We start from the raw sequence: 18,429 nt of genomic DNA, 5'->3' as shown, positions 1-18,429 counted from the left end.
CGTATAATCACAGCGTGCTTTTTCAGCCAAGATAACTGAGCTTCAATGAAAGATTTTATTCGTTCCATTGCATCTTTACCGCGTCGCCAAAAACAAGTGGTTTTGGTGACCATGGACATGTGCATGTTGCCACTGATGATGTGGCTTGCTTATGCTATTCGTTTAGCACGTCCAAATGTCACCGTGATGCAAGGGCTTGAGGCTTGGTATATTTACGTTGCGATTGCAGGTGTACTGATTTTCGCTTTGCTCGGGATTTACCGTGCCATTGTACGGTCATTTAACGAAGATTATTTACTGCGCATTTCAATTGGGACATTTATTCAAATTGTGGCGTTGTATGCTATTAAAAAATTAGATGTTGCTTTTATTCCGATGAGTATTCCACTCATGTACGGCTTTATGCTGTTTTCATACATGTGGTGGAGTCGTGCGGTGATTCGTTATGCGACGCTTAAAACCTTTGCCAAAAAGCAGACTCGTAAACGCGTGGCAATTTATGGAGCAGGATTGGCAGGACAACAAATCGCGGCCGCCCTAAACCGTTCAGATGACTATCTGCCAGTGTGTTTTATTGATGATAAAAAATCACTGAAAGGGCAGTCTTTAAGTGGTTTAAAGATTTATTCACCCAAAAAGGCACAGAAAAAACTCGGAAAATTTGGCATTGAAGAAGTGTTACTGGCCATGCCATCAGTTGGGCGTGCGCGTAAGAAGGAAATTATTGAATCCTTTGAATCCACCGACGTCAAAATCATGGAATTGCCGGGTGTAACACAACTTGTTGATGGTAATGTCAAAGTGTCTGATATCCGTGAAGTGGATATTATTGATTTACTCGGTCGTGATCCTGTACCACCGAAGCCTGAGCTATTAGAAAAAAATATTAAAGATAAAGTCGTGATGGTGACTGGGGCGGGGGGGTCGATCGGTTCTGAGCTGTGTCGTCAGATTGTCAAGCATCAGCCTAAAATGCTCGTGCTCTTTGAAATGTCTGAGTTTGCGTTATATACGATTGATCGTGAATTACAGACTTCAGGTATTCAAATCATTCCAGTTCTAGGTTCTGTGACTAATCAAGCAAAATTAGAGCGTATTTTGAAGGAATATAGCATTCAAACAGTTTACCACGCAGCTGCTTATAAACATGTACCTTTGGTTGAAGCCAATCCATTTGAAGGAATTTATAACACTTCGATTGGCACGCAGCGCAGTGTTGAGGCTGCAGTGGCACAAGGTGTAGAAACTTTTGTGCTGATTTCAACGGATAAAGCGGTACGTCCAACCAATGTGATGGGTGCTTCAAAACGTATGGCGGAGTTGTATTGCCAAGGTTTAGCATCGACCAATCCAAAGACACAAATCAGTATTGTTCGTTTTGGTAATGTGTTGGGTTCATCGGGTTCAGTTGTACCACTGTTTAAGAAGCAAATTGCACAAGGTGGTCCTGTGACGGTGACTCATCCTGAGGTCACTCGCTACTTTATGACCATTCCTGAAGCTGCACAGCTCGTGATTCAAGCAGGTGCAATGGGGATGGGCGGAGATATATTTTTATTAGATATGGGTGAATCAGTAAAGATTGTTGACCTAGCTCGACAAATGATTCGTTTAAGTGGTTTCCGTCCTATCGATGAAAATGGGGTAGGGGATATTGAGATTCAGTTTACAGGTTTACGTCCGGGTGAAAAACTCTATGAAGAATTGTTGATTGATGCTGAAAATGTAGAAAAGACTGGACATGAAAGAATTTTAAAGTCTTTTGAGAAGTTTTATGGAATAAATGAAATGCGTAATATTTATCAGAATTTTGAGTTGGAATATATGGCTGAAAGTTTTGATAATATTGGTAGTATTCTTGAAAAACATGTAGATGGATACATAAATAAGAGGAAATAAATTGTGACTTTTATATTAAATTGTATATTTATATAAATTAACTTAGAATTTTTAATAAAAAAATATGTATAATCTTGTCCGTTAAACTCTAAACTTAATAATCATTCTTTGATGATTATTGGTATTTTACTAATTTTCAGTATAAAGCATTATATAAATAGTTATACATGGATTGATTTCTAATTGTGTATCTATTTTGGAATAAGAGCGGTGACAATAGATGTCTAAAATAACAGTTGTAGGTACTGGCTATGTTGGTCTTTCAAATGCGATGCTTTTTGCAGTAAAGCATCAGGTAACGGCACTGGATATAGATGAAAACCGCGTTAGATTATTGAGAAAATTAGAGTCACCTATTCAGGATGAAATAATTGAGCAATATCTATTAAAAAAAGAAATTCACTTTAATGTGACATTGGATAAGGCTGAAGCTTATTTAGGTGCTGAATATATTATTATTGCGACACCAACCAATTACGATGAAAAAACCAATTATTTTGATACAAGTTCAATTGAACAAGTTTTAAATGATCTAAATGAAATTAATAGTAATGCAATTGTAATAATCAAATCGACGATTCCTGTTGGTTTTACTGCAAAAATGCAGAACTTATTTCCAAATTTAAAAATTGTATTCTCTCCTGAATTTTTACGTGAAGGTAAAGCTTTATTTGACAACTTATACCCTTCACGCATTGTGGTTGGTGATAAGTCGGAAATTGGTACTAAAATAGGTCAATTATTTCAGTCAGCTTGTCTGAAAGATGATGTTGCTGTTCTGCTTATGGATGCGACAGAAGCTGAAGCTGTTAAACTATTTTCAAATACATATTTGGCTATGCGTGTGGCTTATTTTAATGAATTAGATAGCTATTGCGCACTTCGGAATTTAAATGCCAAAGATATTATTCAGGCAGTTGGATTAGATCCTCGTATTGGCACGCATTATAATAATCCGTCGTTCGGTTATGGTGGTTATTGCTTGCCTAAAGATACCAAGCAGTTGTTGGCGAATTATCAAGATGTGCCGCAAAGTTTAATCTCTGCAATTATTCAGTCAAATACAACACGCAAGGACTTTATTGCTGAACAAATTATAACTAGACAGCCTAAAACTGTGGGTATTTATCGGTTGGTGATGAAAGCTGGAAGCGATAATTTTAGACAGTCCGCGATTCAGGGTGTAATGAAGCGATTAAAAGCAAAAGGCATTCAGGTTATTGTTTATGAGCCAAACTTAAAAGAAAGTACATTCTTTCATTCCCAAGTTGTCAATGATCTATCTGAATTTAAACAGCAAGCAGATATCATTGTCACAAACCGTATGGTTACTGATCTAGAAGATGTTCTTGAAAAAGTCTTTACTCGTGATTTGTTTGGTGCAGACTGATTTCTATGGCGGAAAAAATTTCTAAGTCAGACTTAGGAAAGAAAGCGGTTAAGAGTGGTGCCTTAACGATGATGGCGCAATTGATTAAAATTGTGCTGCAACTTGCTTCTATCATCATTCTTTCTCGTTTGCTATCGCCAGATGATTTTGGTCTGATCGCCATGGTGGTGGCGATCACCTCATTTATGCAATTGTTTCGTGATATGGGATTATCAACTGCATCTATTCAAAAAGGTGATTTAACCTATGATCAAACCAACGCATTATTTTGGTTAAATATAGCTATTGGTGCGCTATTAACAGTATTAACGATGTTATGCGCTCCATTGATCAGCTGGTTCTATGAACGCCCAGAATTGCAGGCTGTACTTATGGTGTTGTCCAGCACTTTTTTGATTTCCAGTGCGGGGGCACAGCATTCAGCTTTAATGCAACGAGAAATGCGATTTAGGCCTAAAGTCATCGCTGACATTGCAGGGGCAGTAGCTACTTTAGTGGTATCAATTGTCATGGCTTTCTATGGCTACGGCTTTTGGGCATTGGCTTGGGGTACGGTCATTGGGGCAATAATTACTACTGTGATGTATTTTCTTGGCTCTAAATTTCGCCCCAGTCGTCCTAAAAAAACAGCAGGAATGCGTGAGCTCGTTGGCTTTGGTGCGAATGTTACTATTTTTGAATTAGTAAATTATTTTCATCGGAACTTGGATAATATCCTCATTGGCAAGGTCTGGGGGGCTGTGACCTTGGGGTTTTATAGCCGCGCTTACCAAATGATGATGTTGCCAATAGCAAGTCTTAAACAGCCAATTAATTCTGTGGCATATCCCGTACTTAGTAAATTACAGCACGATCCTATCGCTTTTAAAGCATACTACCAAAAAATAGCAACTTTGTTGGCATTCTTATCTATGCCATTAATGGCATTTTTAGTCGTGAATGCTACAAATGTTGTAGCTGTTGCTATGGGCAAAGGTTGGGAGAAACTGATTCCTATTTTTGTATTGTTGGGAATCAGTGGCTTTATACAGCCTGTTGGTACATTACGCGGTCTAGTTCTTCTAAGCCTAGGGAAATCACGATTATATGTACTATGGGGTGTGGTCAATGCCATTATAGTGAGCATTGCTTTTGTTGTTGGTGTGCGTTGGAGTGCTGAGGGTGTCGCAGCAGCTTATGCTATTGCTAATTACTTATTAATTTATCCATCACTGTATTTCTTTTTTAAAGATACTCCGATCAAGCCGCGTGACTTTTTTTCATCTATTGCTGTTCCCGCGATTGCCTCGCTTGCATCTGCAATTATGATGTATTTTGTTCAATTGCAATGGATGGCAGAGATTAGCAAGCCGTTAATACATCTGCTTGTTAGTGGTTTTATGTATCTGATTTTATTTATTATAGCAGTTTTAGTTTTGCCAAAAGGCAGAAATATTTTACGGCAATATTTGAAAATAATAGGGACGATAGTCAAATGAGTCTACCTAAAAAATTGTTCCAATCTCTCAAAAAAATCATTAAAGCAATATTAGAAAAGCTTGATGATATTGCTACAAATGTTGCAGCAAATAGTATCTTTTTGTCCAATTTGTATTATGCATTTCAATGGCGATTTGGCTGGGAGCATCGTGCGGTATTGAGTGGCAAAAAAATTTATGCTCAATCGCTCAAAAATCCAATTTTTAATACTAGTTTACTACGCCGTAATACACACAGGCTTGAAAAAGGATTATTGATGCGTCCGCGACGTGTCCCATTTGGTTTGAACTATATAGAAGAAACGGTAGATGCATATATACGAGCTGTTGCATCTAATGTGGTTGAGGCTCGTGAATTAGCATGGGCACGGGATGTGTTGCAGGAATATATGGCAATCACTCCAAGTCATCCTGTGGTTGATCCTCTGCGTGAACCCGTTGCCCAAGCATCATTATCTGTGCCACAAGATGATAACGAATGTTCAAAAATTCCTTATTTACGCTCAACGACGACCAAACCAGATATTAGCTACGATCAATTATTAACTTTAGCCAAATACCGCCGTTCAGTACGTTGGTTTGAGGATAAGCCAGTATCTCGTGAAATCATAGATAAAGCTATTGACGTTGCCGCTTATTCACCAACTGCATGTAATCGACAACCTTATGAGTTCCGTATATTTGATGATAAGCAACTGGTATCAGAATTAGCCAAACTTCCAATGGGAACAGCAGGCTTTGGTAAGCAAATACCTTGCATTGCAGTAGTAGTTGGGAAATTACGTAATTATTCTCATGAGCGTGACCGTCATTTAATTTATATTGATGGTTCGTTGGCAATTATGTCATTTATAAATGCATTAGAAGTGCAAGGAATAGGATCATGCTGTCTAAACTGGCCAGATGTTCCTAAACTAGAATCTAAAATGGCAAATTTATTGAATCTAGCTACAGATGAGCGTCCTGTCATGCTGATTGCTTTTGGTCATCCAGATCCAGATGGTATGGTAGCCAATTCCACAAAAAAACCATTAAATCAAATTCGTACATATAATAATTTAGGTGAAAAGTAATGAAACAAGTCAAAGCTCCGATTTTTGAAATTCATGGTACAGGAGTCCATAACCGTGGCGCAGAGTTAATGGCTATCGCAATTTCTGAAAAAGTTCGATCGAAGTATCCTGAAGCAAAAATTGCAGTTGCATCAACTTTTGGTAGCCTAGCCGATATTAAGCGTTATGGTTTTTTAACTACTACAGTATTAGAGTCTAAGAAACAAAAGACAATTATTTCATATATTATGTCCATTTTAAGTGGTAATACGATTGGACCTAAAAAAATTGATATTGTATTGGATGCTTCAGGCTTTGCATTTTCAGATCAATGGAGTGATTGGGCGGCAAGAAAACTTACAAATAAGATGAATAGTGAAAGTAGACTACACCAAAAATTAATCTTATTGCCACAGGCATTAGGTACGTACGAGAAACCAGCTGTCAATAAATGGGCACTAAAACTATTTGAACGTGCTTCCTTAGTGTTCGCGCGCGATAATAGATCGTATGAATTGACTAAAGAGTTAATTCATAACACAGATAAGCTTAAACAATGCCCAGATTTCACCATAAATGTTAAACCTATAGCTAAGCCTGATATTAAGTTACCAGAAAATTTTGTGGCAATAGTTCCTAATGTAAGGATGTTGGATAAAATAGTAGATAAAAATGAGTATATTGATTTTTTGAAAAAATCAATTGATTTGATAAATTTAAATAATATAACACCAGTTTTTATATTACATGATGGTTATGAAGATATTGAAGTAATAAAATTATTAGGTAGTAAATATGAAAATGTCGCTATTATTCAAGACCAAGATCCGCGAGTTTTGAAGTGGATTTTAGGGCAATCAAAATTTGTTATTGGTTCGAGATTTCATGCTTTAGTGAGCTCACTATCACAAGGCGTGCCTTGTATTGGTGCAGGTTGGTCCCATAAGTATCCTGAATTATTTAAAGATTTTGATAATAGCGAAGGATTAATTGATGATCTTAAGGATATAGATAAATTAGAGTTTCTGATAGAGAAGTTATCTCAAAATAAATATAGAGAGGATAAATCAAGAGACATCAATAGTGCTGCAAACAGAATTAAGACTGAAGTGAATCAAATGTGGGAATTAGTTTTTAAGCAAATAGATAACTTTTATTAATATAGTCTAGGTCAAAACATTGAAATGAAAGCTAATATTGAACCACTAGTTACAGTCTATATACCAACTTATAATCGTATTGAGCTTTTACAAAGAGCTATTAAGTCTGTGCAAAATCAAACATATCAAAATTTAGAAATCATCATTGTAGATGATTGTTCGACTGATGGTACCCATGAGTATTTAGAGCAAATTTCTAGAGATGATGAACGTGTTAGATATTCCTTGAAAGAAAAAAATAGTGGTGCGTGTGTAAGTCGAAATATTGCAATTGACATTGCAAATGGGGAATTTATTACAGGATTAGATGATGATGATTATTTTTTAAAAGATAGAATAGAGCTCTTTGTAAAAAATTGGGATAATCAATATTCTTGTTTATTCAGCTTTAATATTTTAAAAAAAGATAGCATGAGATCAAATAAGCGATTTGCAATGAAAAATATTGTAAATTCTGAACATTTACTCAAGGCAAATTATATTGGTAATCAAATTTTCACCAAAACTGAATATATGAGAAAGTTAGGTGGTTTTGATCCTCAAATGCAAGTGTGGCAGGACTTAGAGTTTTGGTACCGTATTTTGAGTTTAGGTCCAGGAAAAAGAATTAAAAAAGATTTATATGTTGTGGACATGAGTCATCCTCATGAAAGAATCTCAAATAAAAAGGGAGACAGAGTATTACGTTCTTTTGAGTATTTCGTACATAAGCATTCTCTTAATAATGTACAGAAAAAACATTTAAAGACTCATATGACCAATTATTGTGAACTTGATTTATCATTATCTGTATATTTTCTTAAATTTATAAACTTTAAAAGTTTAGGTAATTTATCATTATTTTTTAAAATGCTTACAAAAGCATTGATTGGAAAAAAAAGTGATTAATATTTATTTATTTATTTATTTATTTATCTATCTTTTTAATCTAGAAGTAGGTTTTTTCCCAAAAAATTTAATTCTTGTTATTGGTTTCATGGGGGGGGCTTTTTTATTAATTGATTTAATAAAGAAGAATAAAATTAACCTTTTTTATGCAAAGAATTTATTAATTTTAGCATTTATACCATTGTCATGGGCTATTAGTTGTATAGTTAATGGGTATTGGGATTTTAGTTATATAAAAGAAATTTTTGTTTTAAATTTAATTTATCTATTATCTAGTTACTGCTTATATGTAGGTTTTAGTAAAATAAATACTGATACAATGATAAGCTTTGTAGGTGGAGTTGTATTTTTTCAATTAGTTATATCTTTTATTGCTTTTATTAATCCTGTTTTTTTTAATCTAATATTTTCTGTATTTGTTATTGATAATTTAGAGTGGTCTAGATTAGAAAACTTTAATGATGCTAGGATGATTGGGGTTGGTAAAGCTTTCTTTGGTTCTGGTGTGCTCAACTGTTTAACATTAGTTTTATTGGCATTTCAAATTTCCAGAAATAAAAATTATCGCTATTTAAATATTTTATTATATTTGGGTGTTGCTGTTTTTGGGATGTTTTCATCTCGAACAACAATTGTTGGTATACTTTTGAGTAGTATCTTCTTTATAAAAGATCTGAAATTGGTCTTTAAATCATCATCATTTTTAATATTGATGTTAATATTAATATTCCCATTATATAGTTATATGGTTAATAATGAAAAATTTTTAGTATTGAAGGATTTTGGTTTTTCTATTTTTTATGACCCAGAAAATTCTCAAGCTGCTCGCTCATTAGACACTTTAAAATCTATGTTTGAGATATATCCAAATAATTTGAAAACATGGATATTCGGGGATGTTTATTATAGGTCTATTACAGGAACTGGAAGCTATTATATGGGAACTGATGTTGGTTTCATGCGTATAATATTTTCAGTTGGGATGCTGGGTTTATTTTTTTATATTTTAAGCAATATTTATTTTATTTTATCATCAGGGATTTTTAAGAATAATAAATTAATATGTTTGATTTTTATTCTACTTTTTTTTGTATTGAACTTTAAGGGTGTTGCAAATATTTATTATTTTATAATTCTATTTTTGTTGTTTTTTAAAAAGAGTAAATATCGTGATTAAAGTAGTTCATGCATTAGGTGGGACACTTCAAGGTGGAGTGTTTAACATGGTTTTTAATTTCAATAAGCCACTCGGTAAAGAAGTTTGTTTTGTTTATATGGTAATGAAAGATAATTTAAACAAAGATATTGTTGCAGAAATAGAAAGGAATGGTGGGGAAGTTGTTATATTGCCAAATTTTAGAAATTTTTTATCTTATATGATTTTCTTATACATGTTCTATAAAAAAAATTGTAAAAATATAGACGTAGTGCATGTACATAATCCTAATATTGGCTTGTTTGATTTAATTTTTGCAAGAATTTTTAAAATTAAAAATAGGGTTTTACATAGTCATAGTGATAAGTTTTCTCGAAAATATTTTAATTCATTGCTAAATAAGTTTGTAAATAATTTGTTAATTTTTTTTTCTACAAATAGATTAGCTTGCAGTCAAAATGCTGGATTGGCTAAATTCAAAAGGCAAGATAGTTTCGATATCTTATTAAATGGAATAGATTTGGAAAAATATAGGTTTTCAGAGCAGGAAAGAATGGATTTTAAATCAAATTTAAATCTGAATGATAAAATTATCATAGGTCATGTGGGAGCATTTATTTCAATTAAGAATCATGTCTTTATTGTTGAAGTATTTCGAAAATTATGTTTATTGAACGACAGATATTATCTTATTCTTGTTGGAGATGGAGAGCTTCGGCATAATATTGAAACAAAAGTGAAAGACTATGGCCTAGAAGGAAAAGTACTCTTTTTAGGACAAAGAAATGACGTTGAAAAATTATTAAATATTTTTGATTATTTTTTATTTCCTTCTTTATTTGAAGGTTTAGGTATCGGTTTAATTGAAGCTCAAGCCTTAGGTGTCAAATGTTTTGCATCTATTAATATCCCTCAAGAAACAAATGTAACAGATTTAATAGTTTATTTAGACCTAAATGTTCAGACTTGGGTTGATGCTATTATTGCTACACAACCTGTTTTATTGAATGATCGACCGAAATATAACAAAATTTTACAACAAACAAATTTCAATGTTATTAATTCATCTGAGCAGTTGCTTATGATCTATAAAGGAGATTAATAATGAATCAATTTTTAGTGTCTATTATTACTCCATCCTATAATTCATCAAAGTATATTTTTAATACTATTCAATCTATTACTAAACAATCCTATAAAAATTGGGAACTAATTATTGTTGATGATTGTTCAACTGATGATTCTTGTTTGATTATTAATAATTTTGTTCAGATAGATCCGCGGATAAAATTAATAAAACTAGAAGAAAATTCTGGTGCTGCCGTAGCACGTAATATAGGTATTGAAGCTGCAAATGGCCGTTTTATTGCATTTTTAGATAGTGATGATACATGGCACCCTGAAAAATTAGAAAAACAAATTAACTTTATGCTTAAAAATGATTATAATTTTACATTTACCCATTATCATCAGGTAGATGAGAATGGAAAAAAAATTGGCGATCTAAGCTTTCCCATAAAAGTTAATTATTATAATCTTTTGAAAACTTGTGTTATTGGTTGCTTAACAGCAATGTATGATACAAAAAAAATAGGCAAAGTTTACTTTCCTCTAATACGGAAACGCCAAGATTTTGCTCTATGGTTAAAAATTTTAAAGCAGGTAGATTATGCGTACTGTTTACCTGAAGACCTTGCAAGTTATACAGTACGATCAGATTCTATTTCTGCAAACAAGTGGAAAGCAGCACAATTTAACTGGAAGCTTTATCGTGAAATTGAAAAATTAAATCTTATATCTAGCATTTATTATTTTAGTCATTATGCTTTAAGAGGTATTATAAGATCTAAATTTAAAAATATTGCTAAATTACTTAATATTTAGTGAATAAGGTAATTTGATTTTTAGATTAAGGATTAAATAAGGGAGATACATAAAATGAAACGTTTAGTCGATATTGTGATCGCTTTAATAGCATTAATTATTCTATCTCCTATCTTTTTAATCGTTGCTTACAAGGTTCGTCAGAATTTAGGTTCTCCGATTTTCTTTCTTCAAGAAAGACCAGGTAAAGATGCCAAAATATTTAAAATGATTAAATTTCGTTCAATGAAAGATGCTTTTGACAAGAATGGAAATCCTTTACCTGATGAAAAACGCATTACACCATTTGGTCAAAAATTACGTGCTACTAGTTTAGATGAAATGCCGCAACTTATTAATGTATTGAATGGTGATATGAGTATTGTAGGTCCACGACCACAAATGAAAGAATTCTTAGATCATTATACACCTGAACAAATGCGCCGACATGAGGTTAAACCAGGTATGACAGGTTTAGCACAAGTCAGCGGGCGTAATAATTTATCTTGGGAAGAAAAATTTGCGCTAGATGTACAATATGTGGAGCAGCAGAGCATTTTGCTAGATTTTAAAATTATGTTAAAGACTGTAAAGGTTATGCTCAATAAAGAGGGTATTAATGCGCCTGATCAAACAGTAGGTGCAGAACGTTTTTCAGGATCTTCTCAAGAAGCTAACTCAAAAAATCCTTAATTTATTACATCATCTCAGTGAAAGTTATCATGATCAAAAAAGCAATTCTCCCAGTGGCAGGCTTAGGTACCCGTTTTTTACCTGCGAGTAAGTCTATTCCTAAAGAAATGGTCACTGTCGTTGACCGTCCTGCAATTGAATATGTGGTGAAAGAAGCGGTAGCGGCTGGGATTGAACAAATTATTTTAGTGACGCATTCTTCCAAAGCATCTATTGAAAATTATTTTGATCGTAATTTTGAGTTAGAAACTACTTTAGAATCTAAGAAAAAATATGATTTACTTAAAGAAATTACTCAAATCTTACCATCTCATGTCAGTGTGATTAGTGTACGTCAGCCACAACCTTTGGGTTTAGGGCATGCAGTACTTTGTGCAAAAGCTGTCGTGGGTGAAGATGATTTTGCTGTACTTTTACCTGATGTACTTGTGAAAGATTCATCAGAAACGAATGATTTAAGTTTGATGATTCAACGCTTTGATGAAACCAAAACATCTCAAATTATGGTTGAAGCTGTGCCTGATCATATGGTCGATCAATATGGGATTGTCGATGTTGCATCTACACCTGCGGAAGGTCAAAGCATCCAAATGCAAGGTATTGTAGAAAAACCAGCGATTGGTACTGCACCATCAAATTTGTCTGTGGTGGGTCGTTATATTTTGCCTGCAAAAATCATGCAATTGCTTGAGCAAACACCAAAAGGTGCGGGCAATGAAATCCAATTAACTGATGCTATCGGGATGTTACAACAAACCGATACAGTTGAAGCCTATCGTATGAAAGGTCAAACTTTTGACTGTGGTAGCAAGTTAGGTTATTTAAAAGCTGTGCTGCATTATGGAGTAGATCATCCAAAATTAGGTGAGGAATTTAAAGCGCTGATTAAAGATCTAAAATTATAAAAAAGAGACAGATATGAAAGTTGCAGTATTTGGACAGACGCTGTATGCAGGTGTTTTTGCAGGGTTAATGGCTGAAAGTGGTCATCAGGTCTTTTGGTGTGATGTTTTAAAAAAAACAACATCGGAGCAAGCTTATACCCAAGATGAAGCGGTTAAGCGTTTGCTTGAGCAACAGAAAGCTAATGGTTTTTTAAAATACTGCAACTTTTCCCATATTCCTTTAGATATTGATGCTTATTTCTTTAGTTTTAGTCCAACGGAAGAAACTGAAGCGATTGAGATTTTAAAAGAATTAAAGCATCGAACCATCATCCATCCTAAACTGATGATGAATGCATCTACTTTAGGACTGCATGGTACTGAAAAATTTGCACAAATTTTATCAGAAGATGATTGGGTATATTTGCCTGACATCATCCAAGAAGGTAATGCTTTACCAAGTTTGATACAGACCAAGCAGCTCATTGTAGGCACTTCATCTGAACGCGCACAAACCAAAATTAAAGAGTTACTTAGACCATTATTCCCACGTACACAGCAATATTTATTTATGCCTGTACTGGATGCGGAATTTACCAAACTGAGTATTTCTGGCATGTTGGCGACACGTATTAGTTATATTAATGACTTGGCGGTAGTAGCTGAAAAATTGGGGATTGATATTGAACAAGTGCGTCAAGGCATGGCAGCGGATAGTCGTATCGGTTCATCTTATTTATATCCAGGTGCAGGTTTTGGTGGGGAAAACTTTTCACATGATATTTTGACACTGACTCAAACGGTGTCAGGTGCGGGTGCAAAGAGCAAACTATTGGCACAAGTTTGGGATATTAACGAACAACAAAAAGAAATTCTATTCCGTAAATTATGGAATTATTATCATGGTGATTTAAACGGTAAAACTGTTGCGATTTGGGGTGCTGCATTTAAAGAAAATACATCACGTATTCAGCAATCTCCGATTCACACCATGTTGAACGCACTTTGGGCGCAAGGGATCAGAGTGAAGTTACATGATCCACAAGCTTTGCCTGAAATTGAAAAAGTTTATGGCCATCGTCCCGACTTAATCTACTGTACAGACCAATATGATGCAGTCAAAGACGCACATGCGCTGTGTTTGCTGACCGCTTGGAAGCAATATTGGAGTCCTGACTATCCTGAATTATTAAAAACCATGCGCCATCCACTGATTTTGGATGGGCGAAATATTTACGATCCAAGTTATGTGAAAGCACAAGGATTTGCTTATATGGGGGTAGGTCGCTAATGAGCAGTCATGCAAAACCTTATGCGGTTGAAGATCGTGCGACAGTCATACAACAATTAAACACATTGAAAGCTGAATTTGCGCAATTACATCTAACTGAGTTATTTGCCAAAGATGCTACACGTTTTGAAAAATTTTCTGTGACTGTTTCACCAATTGTATTTGATTTTAGTAAACATCGTATTAATCAAGACGCTTTAAATCGTTTGGTCGCATGGGCAAATGCACAAGAGCTCACGCCTTGGATCAAACGTTTATTCTCCACAGAACAGATCAACTATACAGAAAACCGAGCAGCCATGCATTGGGCACTGCGTTTACCGAAGCATGATCAGTCGCATCCTGAATTGGCCAAACAAGTGCATGCACAGCTTGATCGGATGTATGCCTTGGTCAATAAAATTCATGCAGGTCAATACCGCGGTGCCACCGGTGAAGTAATTCAGGATGTGGTCAACATTGGTGTAGGTGGATCAGACTTAGGGCCACTTATGGTTAGTCATGCACTGTCTGATTTTAAAACTTCCACGGCAAAACCACTCAATGTGCATTTTGTATCCACGATGGATGGTAGTCAGCTCTCAGATTTATTACATAAGCTCCGTCCTGAAACGACACTTTTTATTATTTCATCGAAATCGTTTGGGACGATTGATACCTTATCCAATGCACAAACCGTGCGTCTATGGTTGGAAAAAGCTTTAGGTCAGGAAGCGAAAATTTTAAAACACCATTTTATTGGGGTGTCAACCAAACCTGAAAAAATGACCGCTTGGGGACTTGCACCTGAAAATCAACTGCTCCTTTGGGAATGGGTCGGCGGTCGTTATTCATTGTGGTCATGTATTGGTTTGCCGATTGCTTTAACGGTCGGTGTGGATGGCTTTAAACAGTTACTAGCTGGTGCTTATGCCATAGATCAGCATTTCCAAACAGCCCCTTTTGCTAAAAATATTCCTGTACTGATGGGTTTACTGGGTGCTTGGAACACGAATTTTCTAGATATTCAAACCCATGCGGTATTGCCTTATGACGGCCGTTTGAAATATTTTGCCTCTTATCTGCAGCAATTAGAAATGGAATCGAATGGTAAGTCGATTCAACGCGATGGCAAGAAAGTAGATTTAGATACATGTCCGATTGTGTGGGGGGAAGTAGGACCCAATGCACAGCATGCTTTTTATCAGCTATTGCATCAAGGTACGCAGTCCGTCAGTTGTGATTTTATTGCACCGGTCAAACGTTATAACGGGCAACAATTTACCTATATCGACAATGCAGATGCTTTAATCGAACAACATCATTTGGCATTATCAAATTGTTTAGCACAATCACGTTTATTGGCATTTGGTAATCAGGCATTGGATCAACATGAAGTTGCAGATTTACCTGAATATAAACAATATACAGGCAATCAACCGAGTACCACCATTTTAATGCAAGAATTGAATCCCTATAGTTTGGGCATGCTGATCGCGATGTATGAGCACAAAGTCTTTGTACAATCGGTGCTTTGGAATATCAACCCATTTGATCAGTGGGGCGTTGAAAAAGGCAAAGAGATTGCCAATCAACTGTTGCCAATTTTAAGTGGCGAACAAACAGATTTATCCAAGCTTGATGCGTCGACACAAGGTTTAATTCAGATATTAATGGGAAAAGACAATGTCTAAAGTTTTAGTGACGGGTGGTGCAGGTTATATCGGTTCGCATACCTGTGTGGAACTCCTTGATGCAGGACATGAAGTTGTCGTACTGGATAATTTATCCAATAGCTCAAAAGAATCCTTAAATCGAGTACAGCAACTCACTGCAAAATCTTTAGACTTTGTCGAAGGTGATATTCTCGATCAAGCCATTTTGGATCAAATTTTTCAAGATCATCAGATTGATGCTGTGATTCATTTCGCAGGCTTAAAAGCAGTAGGTGAAAGTCAGCAAATCCCGCTGAAATACTTTGAAAATAACATTGCAGGTTCGATTAGCTTAGTTAAAGCGATGGAGCGTGCCCAAGTCTTTAATTTGGTATTTAGCTCGTCTGCAACCGTTTATGATGAAGCCAATGTATCGCCACTGAATGAAGAGATGCCGACAGGGATGCCAAGCAATAACTATGGCTATACCAAGCTGATTGTTGAACAGTTATTGCAAAAACTTGCACAAGCCGATGTACGTTGGTCAATTGCATTACTGCGTTACTTTAACCCTGTTGGTGCGCACAAAAGTGGTCAAATTGGTGAAGATCCTCAGGGGATTCCAAACAACTTAATGCCTTATGTGACCCAAGTGGCTGTGGGTCGTCGTGAAAAATTGTCGATTTTTGGTAATGATTACGACACAGTTGATGGCACGGGGGTACGTGATTATATCCATGTGGTGGATTTGGCCAATGCCCATTTATGCGCACTGGAAAATCGTTTAAATGCACAAGGTTGTCGCGCTTGGAATATTGGGACAGGCAATGGCTGTTCGGTGCTAGAAATTAAAAATACCTTTGAGAAAGTCAATGGTATTGAGATACCTTTCGAATTTTCACCGCGTCGTGCAGGGGATGTCGCAACATCATTTGCAGATAATGCGCGTGCAGTTGCTGAATTGGGTTGGACGCCAAAATTGAATTTGGAAGATATGTTGGCAGATAGTTGGAATTGGCAAAAACAAAATCCAAATGGCTATCGTGAATAAAAAAATGGAGCGTTACAACGCTCCATTTTTTATGCGGTTTTAAGCCTGAATGAGTTGAGTGAGCTCATCGATATAAGCTTGCATCGGCTTTGGATTTTTGTCTTTACGGCTTTCAATATTTAAACGGAGTAAAGGCTCAGTATTCGATGCACGAACGTTTAAACGCCATGCACCAAAATCCAAACTGACGCCATCCGTTTCATCAATGGCTGGATTTTGATTTGCGAAATGATTAAAGATTTTCTGAATGGTTTCTTTTGTATCCGCAACTTTAAAGTTAATCTCGCCAGAACATGGGAATTTTTCAATCATTTCCTCAACTAGAGCAGAGAGTGGTTTTGCTGTTTCAGAGACAACTGAGATTGCTAATAACCATGGAATCATGCCACTGTCACAATAGGCAAAATCACGGAAGTAGTGGTGTGCTGACATTTCACCGCCATACACTGCATTGTGTTCACGCATTTTATCTTTAATGAAAGAGTGGCCTGATTTCGATTGCACAGCTTCGCCTTGATATTGTTCAACGATATCGAAGGTATTCCACACCAAGCGCGGATCATGCACAATTTTTTCACCTTTTTGTTTCAGTAAAAAGGCTTGTGCCAAGAGACCGACGATGTAATACCCTTCAATAAATTGACCTTTTTCATCAAAAAGGAAACAACGATCAAAGTCACCATCCCAAGCGATGCCCATGTCAGCATGATGTTGAAGTACAGCATCGGAGGTGCTTGCACGGTTTTCAACTAAGATAGGGTTGGGAATACCATTTGGGAAGTTGCCATCCGCTTCATGATGAATTTTGATAAATTCGACTGGAATATTCAAGGTTTTAAATTTCTCTTCGATCGCATCGATCACATGACCTGCTGCACCATTACCCGCATTGACTACGAGTTTTAGTGGTTTGATTTTAGCAGGGTCAATATAGGTCATCAAATGATCAATAAATTCAGGCAAGATATTATAATGCTGAGTTGTGCCTTTAATTTCGACTGCTTTGAACTGATTTTTTTCAGCAAGAAGTTGGATATCTTTTAAACCCGAGTCTGCACCAATCGGACGAGCATTTTCACGTACAAGCTTCATGCCGTTATAGTCCATCGGGTTATGGCTGGCTGTTATTTCGATCCCGCCTTGCACATCAAGATTGAATGCACCGAAATAAACTTCCTCAGTCCCAGTCATGCCTAAATCTAAAACATCAACACCTGCATCATTCAGGCCATTGATGGTAGCTTGTTTAAGTGCTTCACTGGTTAAGCGAACATCGCAACCGACTACCACTTTTTGAGGTTGATAAATTTCGCCATAAGCACGTCCAACACGGTATGCGATATCTTCATTGAGTTCTGTGCCCAATTTTCCGCGGATATCATAGGCTTTGAAACAGGTTAATTTTTCCATGTTAAGGTTCTAATCTATTGAGCAAATTGAATACGAAAATTATAGCGATTTTGATCTAAGTACGGCATGGGTTGAGATGAAAAATTACATTTAAATTCAGTAAATTAATTTACGTTATGATGCTTATTGTTGGTTGTAAATCAAGCAGCGCTCATAAGTGAATGAATTTTTTTGGAAAAAATGTAGTGAAACTTTATTGGATGTAAAAAATTGAATTTACAAAAATTTAATAATAAAAAAGCCCTGATATTGATCAGGGCTTTTTTGAATCTGGAGCGGGAAAGGAGACTCGAACTCCCGACCCCAACCTTGGCAAGGTTATGCTCTACCAACTGAGCTATTCCCGCGGAGTCTATCAATTTTTTAAGTGAAAAAACTGAATGAAAAAATTTTGAGCGGGAAAGGAGACTCGAACTCCCGACCCCAACCTTGGCAAGGTTATGCTCTACCAACTGAGCTATTCCCGCATGCCGTGTATAATACAGCATGAAAAATCAGGGTCAACAACTTTATAAAAAAATATTGTGTGATTGAATAAAATTAAAGCATTTCAATGTATTTCGCTTAATTTTTGATAGGT

General features: G+C 35.7%; 15 protein-coding genes and 2 tRNA genes. 14 read left to right on the top strand and 3 right to left on the bottom strand.

All coding sequences use genetic code 11. The features are described from left to right. The first annotated feature begins 45 nt into the window (after window positions 1–45). The 14 genes from AC1M89_RS11705 to galE all read left to right on the top strand — a co-directional run bounded on the left by AC1M89_RS11705 (window position 46) and on the right by galE (window position 16,439). Window positions 46–1,899, top strand: coding sequence for a polysaccharide biosynthesis protein (locus AC1M89_RS11705; RefSeq protein WP_481596455.1), 1,854 nt, complete (start codon window positions 46–48; stop codon window positions 1,897–1,899). Between the two features lie 220 nt (window positions 1,900–2,119). After that, complete coding sequence (locus AC1M89_RS11700) at window positions 2,120–3,289, top strand: nucleotide sugar dehydrogenase (protein WP_481596454.1); 1,170 nt, start codon at window positions 2,120–2,122, stop codon at window positions 3,287–3,289. Window positions 3,290–3,294: 5 nt separating this feature from the next. Next, window positions 3,295–4,767, top strand: coding sequence for a lipopolysaccharide biosynthesis protein (locus AC1M89_RS11695; RefSeq protein WP_481596453.1), 1,473 nt, complete (start codon window positions 3,295–3,297; stop codon window positions 4,765–4,767). After that, on the top strand, window positions 4,764–5,840 hold the full coding sequence (locus tag AC1M89_RS11690; RefSeq protein WP_481596452.1) for a nitroreductase family protein: 1,077 nt from the start codon (window positions 4,764–4,766) through the stop codon (window positions 5,838–5,840). The genes AC1M89_RS11695 and AC1M89_RS11690 overlap by 4 nt, the downstream gene beginning before the upstream one ends. Beyond that, window positions 5,840–6,979, top strand: a complete 1,140-nt coding sequence (locus AC1M89_RS11685; protein ID WP_481596451.1) for a polysaccharide pyruvyl transferase family protein — start codon at window positions 5,840–5,842, stop codon at window positions 6,977–6,979. The genes AC1M89_RS11690 and AC1M89_RS11685 overlap by 1 nt, the downstream gene beginning before the upstream one ends. 24 nt (window positions 6,980–7,003) lie before the next feature. Continuing rightward, window positions 7,004–7,867 carry a glycosyltransferase family 2 protein gene (locus tag AC1M89_RS11680; RefSeq protein ID WP_481596450.1) on the top strand — a complete coding sequence of 288 codons (864 nt, stop codon included), beginning with the start codon at window positions 7,004–7,006 and terminating at the stop codon, window positions 7,865–7,867. Next, complete coding sequence (locus AC1M89_RS11675) at window positions 7,860–9,044, top strand: hypothetical protein (protein WP_481596449.1); 1,185 nt, start codon at window positions 7,860–7,862, stop codon at window positions 9,042–9,044. The genes AC1M89_RS11680 and AC1M89_RS11675 overlap by 8 nt, the downstream gene beginning before the upstream one ends. Next, the gene (locus AC1M89_RS11670) at window positions 9,037–10,125 is read left to right on the top strand and encodes a glycosyltransferase (protein WP_481596448.1); all 1,089 of its coding nucleotides are present in this window, start codon (window positions 9,037–9,039) and stop codon (window positions 10,123–10,125) included. Before AC1M89_RS11675 ends, AC1M89_RS11670 begins: the two co-directional genes overlap by 8 nt. A gap of 2 nt (window positions 10,126–10,127) precedes the next feature. Beyond that, window positions 10,128–10,907 (top strand): glycosyltransferase family 2 protein, encoded by a 780-nt coding sequence (locus AC1M89_RS11665; protein ID WP_481596447.1) that lies wholly within the window; start codon window positions 10,128–10,130, stop codon window positions 10,905–10,907. 54 nt (window positions 10,908–10,961) lie between these two features. After that, window positions 10,962–11,579: a sugar transferase gene (locus tag AC1M89_RS11660; protein ID WP_481596446.1), complete on the top strand. Its 618-nt coding sequence runs from the start codon at window positions 10,962–10,964 to the stop codon at window positions 11,577–11,579. 29 nt (window positions 11,580–11,608) lie between these two features. Next, window positions 11,609–12,484, top strand: a complete 876-nt coding sequence (gene galU, locus AC1M89_RS11655; protein ID WP_481596445.1) for a UTP--glucose-1-phosphate uridylyltransferase GalU — start codon at window positions 11,609–11,611, stop codon at window positions 12,482–12,484. 13 nt (window positions 12,485–12,497) lie between these two features. Continuing rightward, entirely contained in the window at window positions 12,498–13,754 is a 1,257-nt protein-coding gene (locus tag AC1M89_RS11650) for a nucleotide sugar dehydrogenase (protein WP_481614245.1), read from the top strand. Next, a complete protein-coding gene (gene pgi, locus AC1M89_RS11645; RefSeq protein WP_481614244.1) occupies window positions 13,754–15,427 on the top strand; it encodes a glucose-6-phosphate isomerase in 1,674 nt (557 codons plus the stop codon). Before AC1M89_RS11650 ends, pgi begins: the two co-directional genes overlap by 1 nt. Then, window positions 15,420–16,439 carry a UDP-glucose 4-epimerase GalE gene (gene galE / locus AC1M89_RS11640; RefSeq protein WP_481596442.1) on the top strand — a complete coding sequence of 340 codons (1,020 nt, stop codon included), beginning with the start codon at window positions 15,420–15,422 and terminating at the stop codon, window positions 16,437–16,439. Before pgi ends, galE begins: the two co-directional genes overlap by 8 nt. 39 nt (window positions 16,440–16,478) lie before the next feature. Here galE and AC1M89_RS11635 read toward each other — a convergent pair whose 3' ends face one another. The 3 genes from AC1M89_RS11635 to AC1M89_RS11625 all read right to left on the bottom strand — a co-directional run bounded on the left by AC1M89_RS11635 (window position 16,479) and on the right by AC1M89_RS11625 (window position 18,316). Continuing rightward, window positions 16,479–17,849, bottom strand: a complete 1,371-nt coding sequence (locus AC1M89_RS11635; RefSeq protein WP_481596441.1) for a phosphohexomutase domain-containing protein — start codon at window positions 17,847–17,849, stop codon at window positions 16,479–16,481. Between the two features lie 271 nt (window positions 17,850–18,120). After that, window positions 18,121–18,196, bottom strand: a tRNA-Gly gene (locus tag AC1M89_RS11630). Window positions 18,197–18,243: 47 nt separating this feature from the next. Further along, window positions 18,244–18,316: transfer RNA gene (locus AC1M89_RS11625), tRNA-Gly, on the bottom strand. Window positions 18,317–18,429: the final 113 nt, after the last annotated feature.

This window comes from Acinetobacter sp. ANC_7635 (assembly GCF_056779945.1).
This window is presented reverse-complemented; position numbering and strand designations above follow the sequence as displayed.

What these genes read in the sequence shown, in the direction of transcription:
- AC1M89_RS11705 (WP_481596455.1), top strand. Translation starts at nt 46, where the DNA reads ATGAAAGATTTTATTCGTTCCATTGCATCTTTACCGCGTCGCCAAAAA.
- AC1M89_RS11700 (WP_481596454.1), top strand. Translation starts at nt 2,120, where the DNA reads ATGTCTAAAATAACAGTTGTAGGTACTGGCTATGTTGGTCTTTCAAAT.
- AC1M89_RS11695 (WP_481596453.1), top strand. Translation starts at nt 3,295, where the DNA reads ATGGCGGAAAAAATTTCTAAGTCAGACTTAGGAAAGAAAGCGGTTAAG.
- AC1M89_RS11690 (WP_481596452.1), top strand. Translation starts at nt 4,764, where the DNA reads ATGAGTCTACCTAAAAAATTGTTCCAATCTCTCAAAAAAATCATTAAA.
- AC1M89_RS11685 (WP_481596451.1), top strand. Translation starts at nt 5,840, where the DNA reads ATGAAACAAGTCAAAGCTCCGATTTTTGAAATTCATGGTACAGGAGTC.
- AC1M89_RS11680 (WP_481596450.1), top strand. Translation starts at nt 7,004, where the DNA reads ATGAAAGCTAATATTGAACCACTAGTTACAGTCTATATACCAACTTAT.
- AC1M89_RS11665 (WP_481596447.1), top strand. Translation starts at nt 10,128, where the DNA reads ATGAATCAATTTTTAGTGTCTATTATTACTCCATCCTATAATTCATCA.
- AC1M89_RS11660 (WP_481596446.1), top strand. Translation starts at nt 10,962, where the DNA reads ATGAAACGTTTAGTCGATATTGTGATCGCTTTAATAGCATTAATTATT.
- galU (WP_481596445.1), top strand. Translation starts at nt 11,609, where the DNA reads ATGATCAAAAAAGCAATTCTCCCAGTGGCAGGCTTAGGTACCCGTTTT.
- AC1M89_RS11650 (WP_481614245.1), top strand. Translation starts at nt 12,498, where the DNA reads ATGAAAGTTGCAGTATTTGGACAGACGCTGTATGCAGGTGTTTTTGCA.
- pgi (WP_481614244.1), top strand. Translation starts at nt 13,754, where the DNA reads ATGAGCAGTCATGCAAAACCTTATGCGGTTGAAGATCGTGCGACAGTC.
- galE (WP_481596442.1), top strand. Translation starts at nt 15,420, where the DNA reads ATGTCTAAAGTTTTAGTGACGGGTGGTGCAGGTTATATCGGTTCGCAT.
- AC1M89_RS11635 (WP_481596441.1), bottom strand. Translation starts at nt 17,849, where the DNA reads ATGGAAAAATTAACCTGTTTCAAAGCCTATGATATCCGCGGAAAATTG.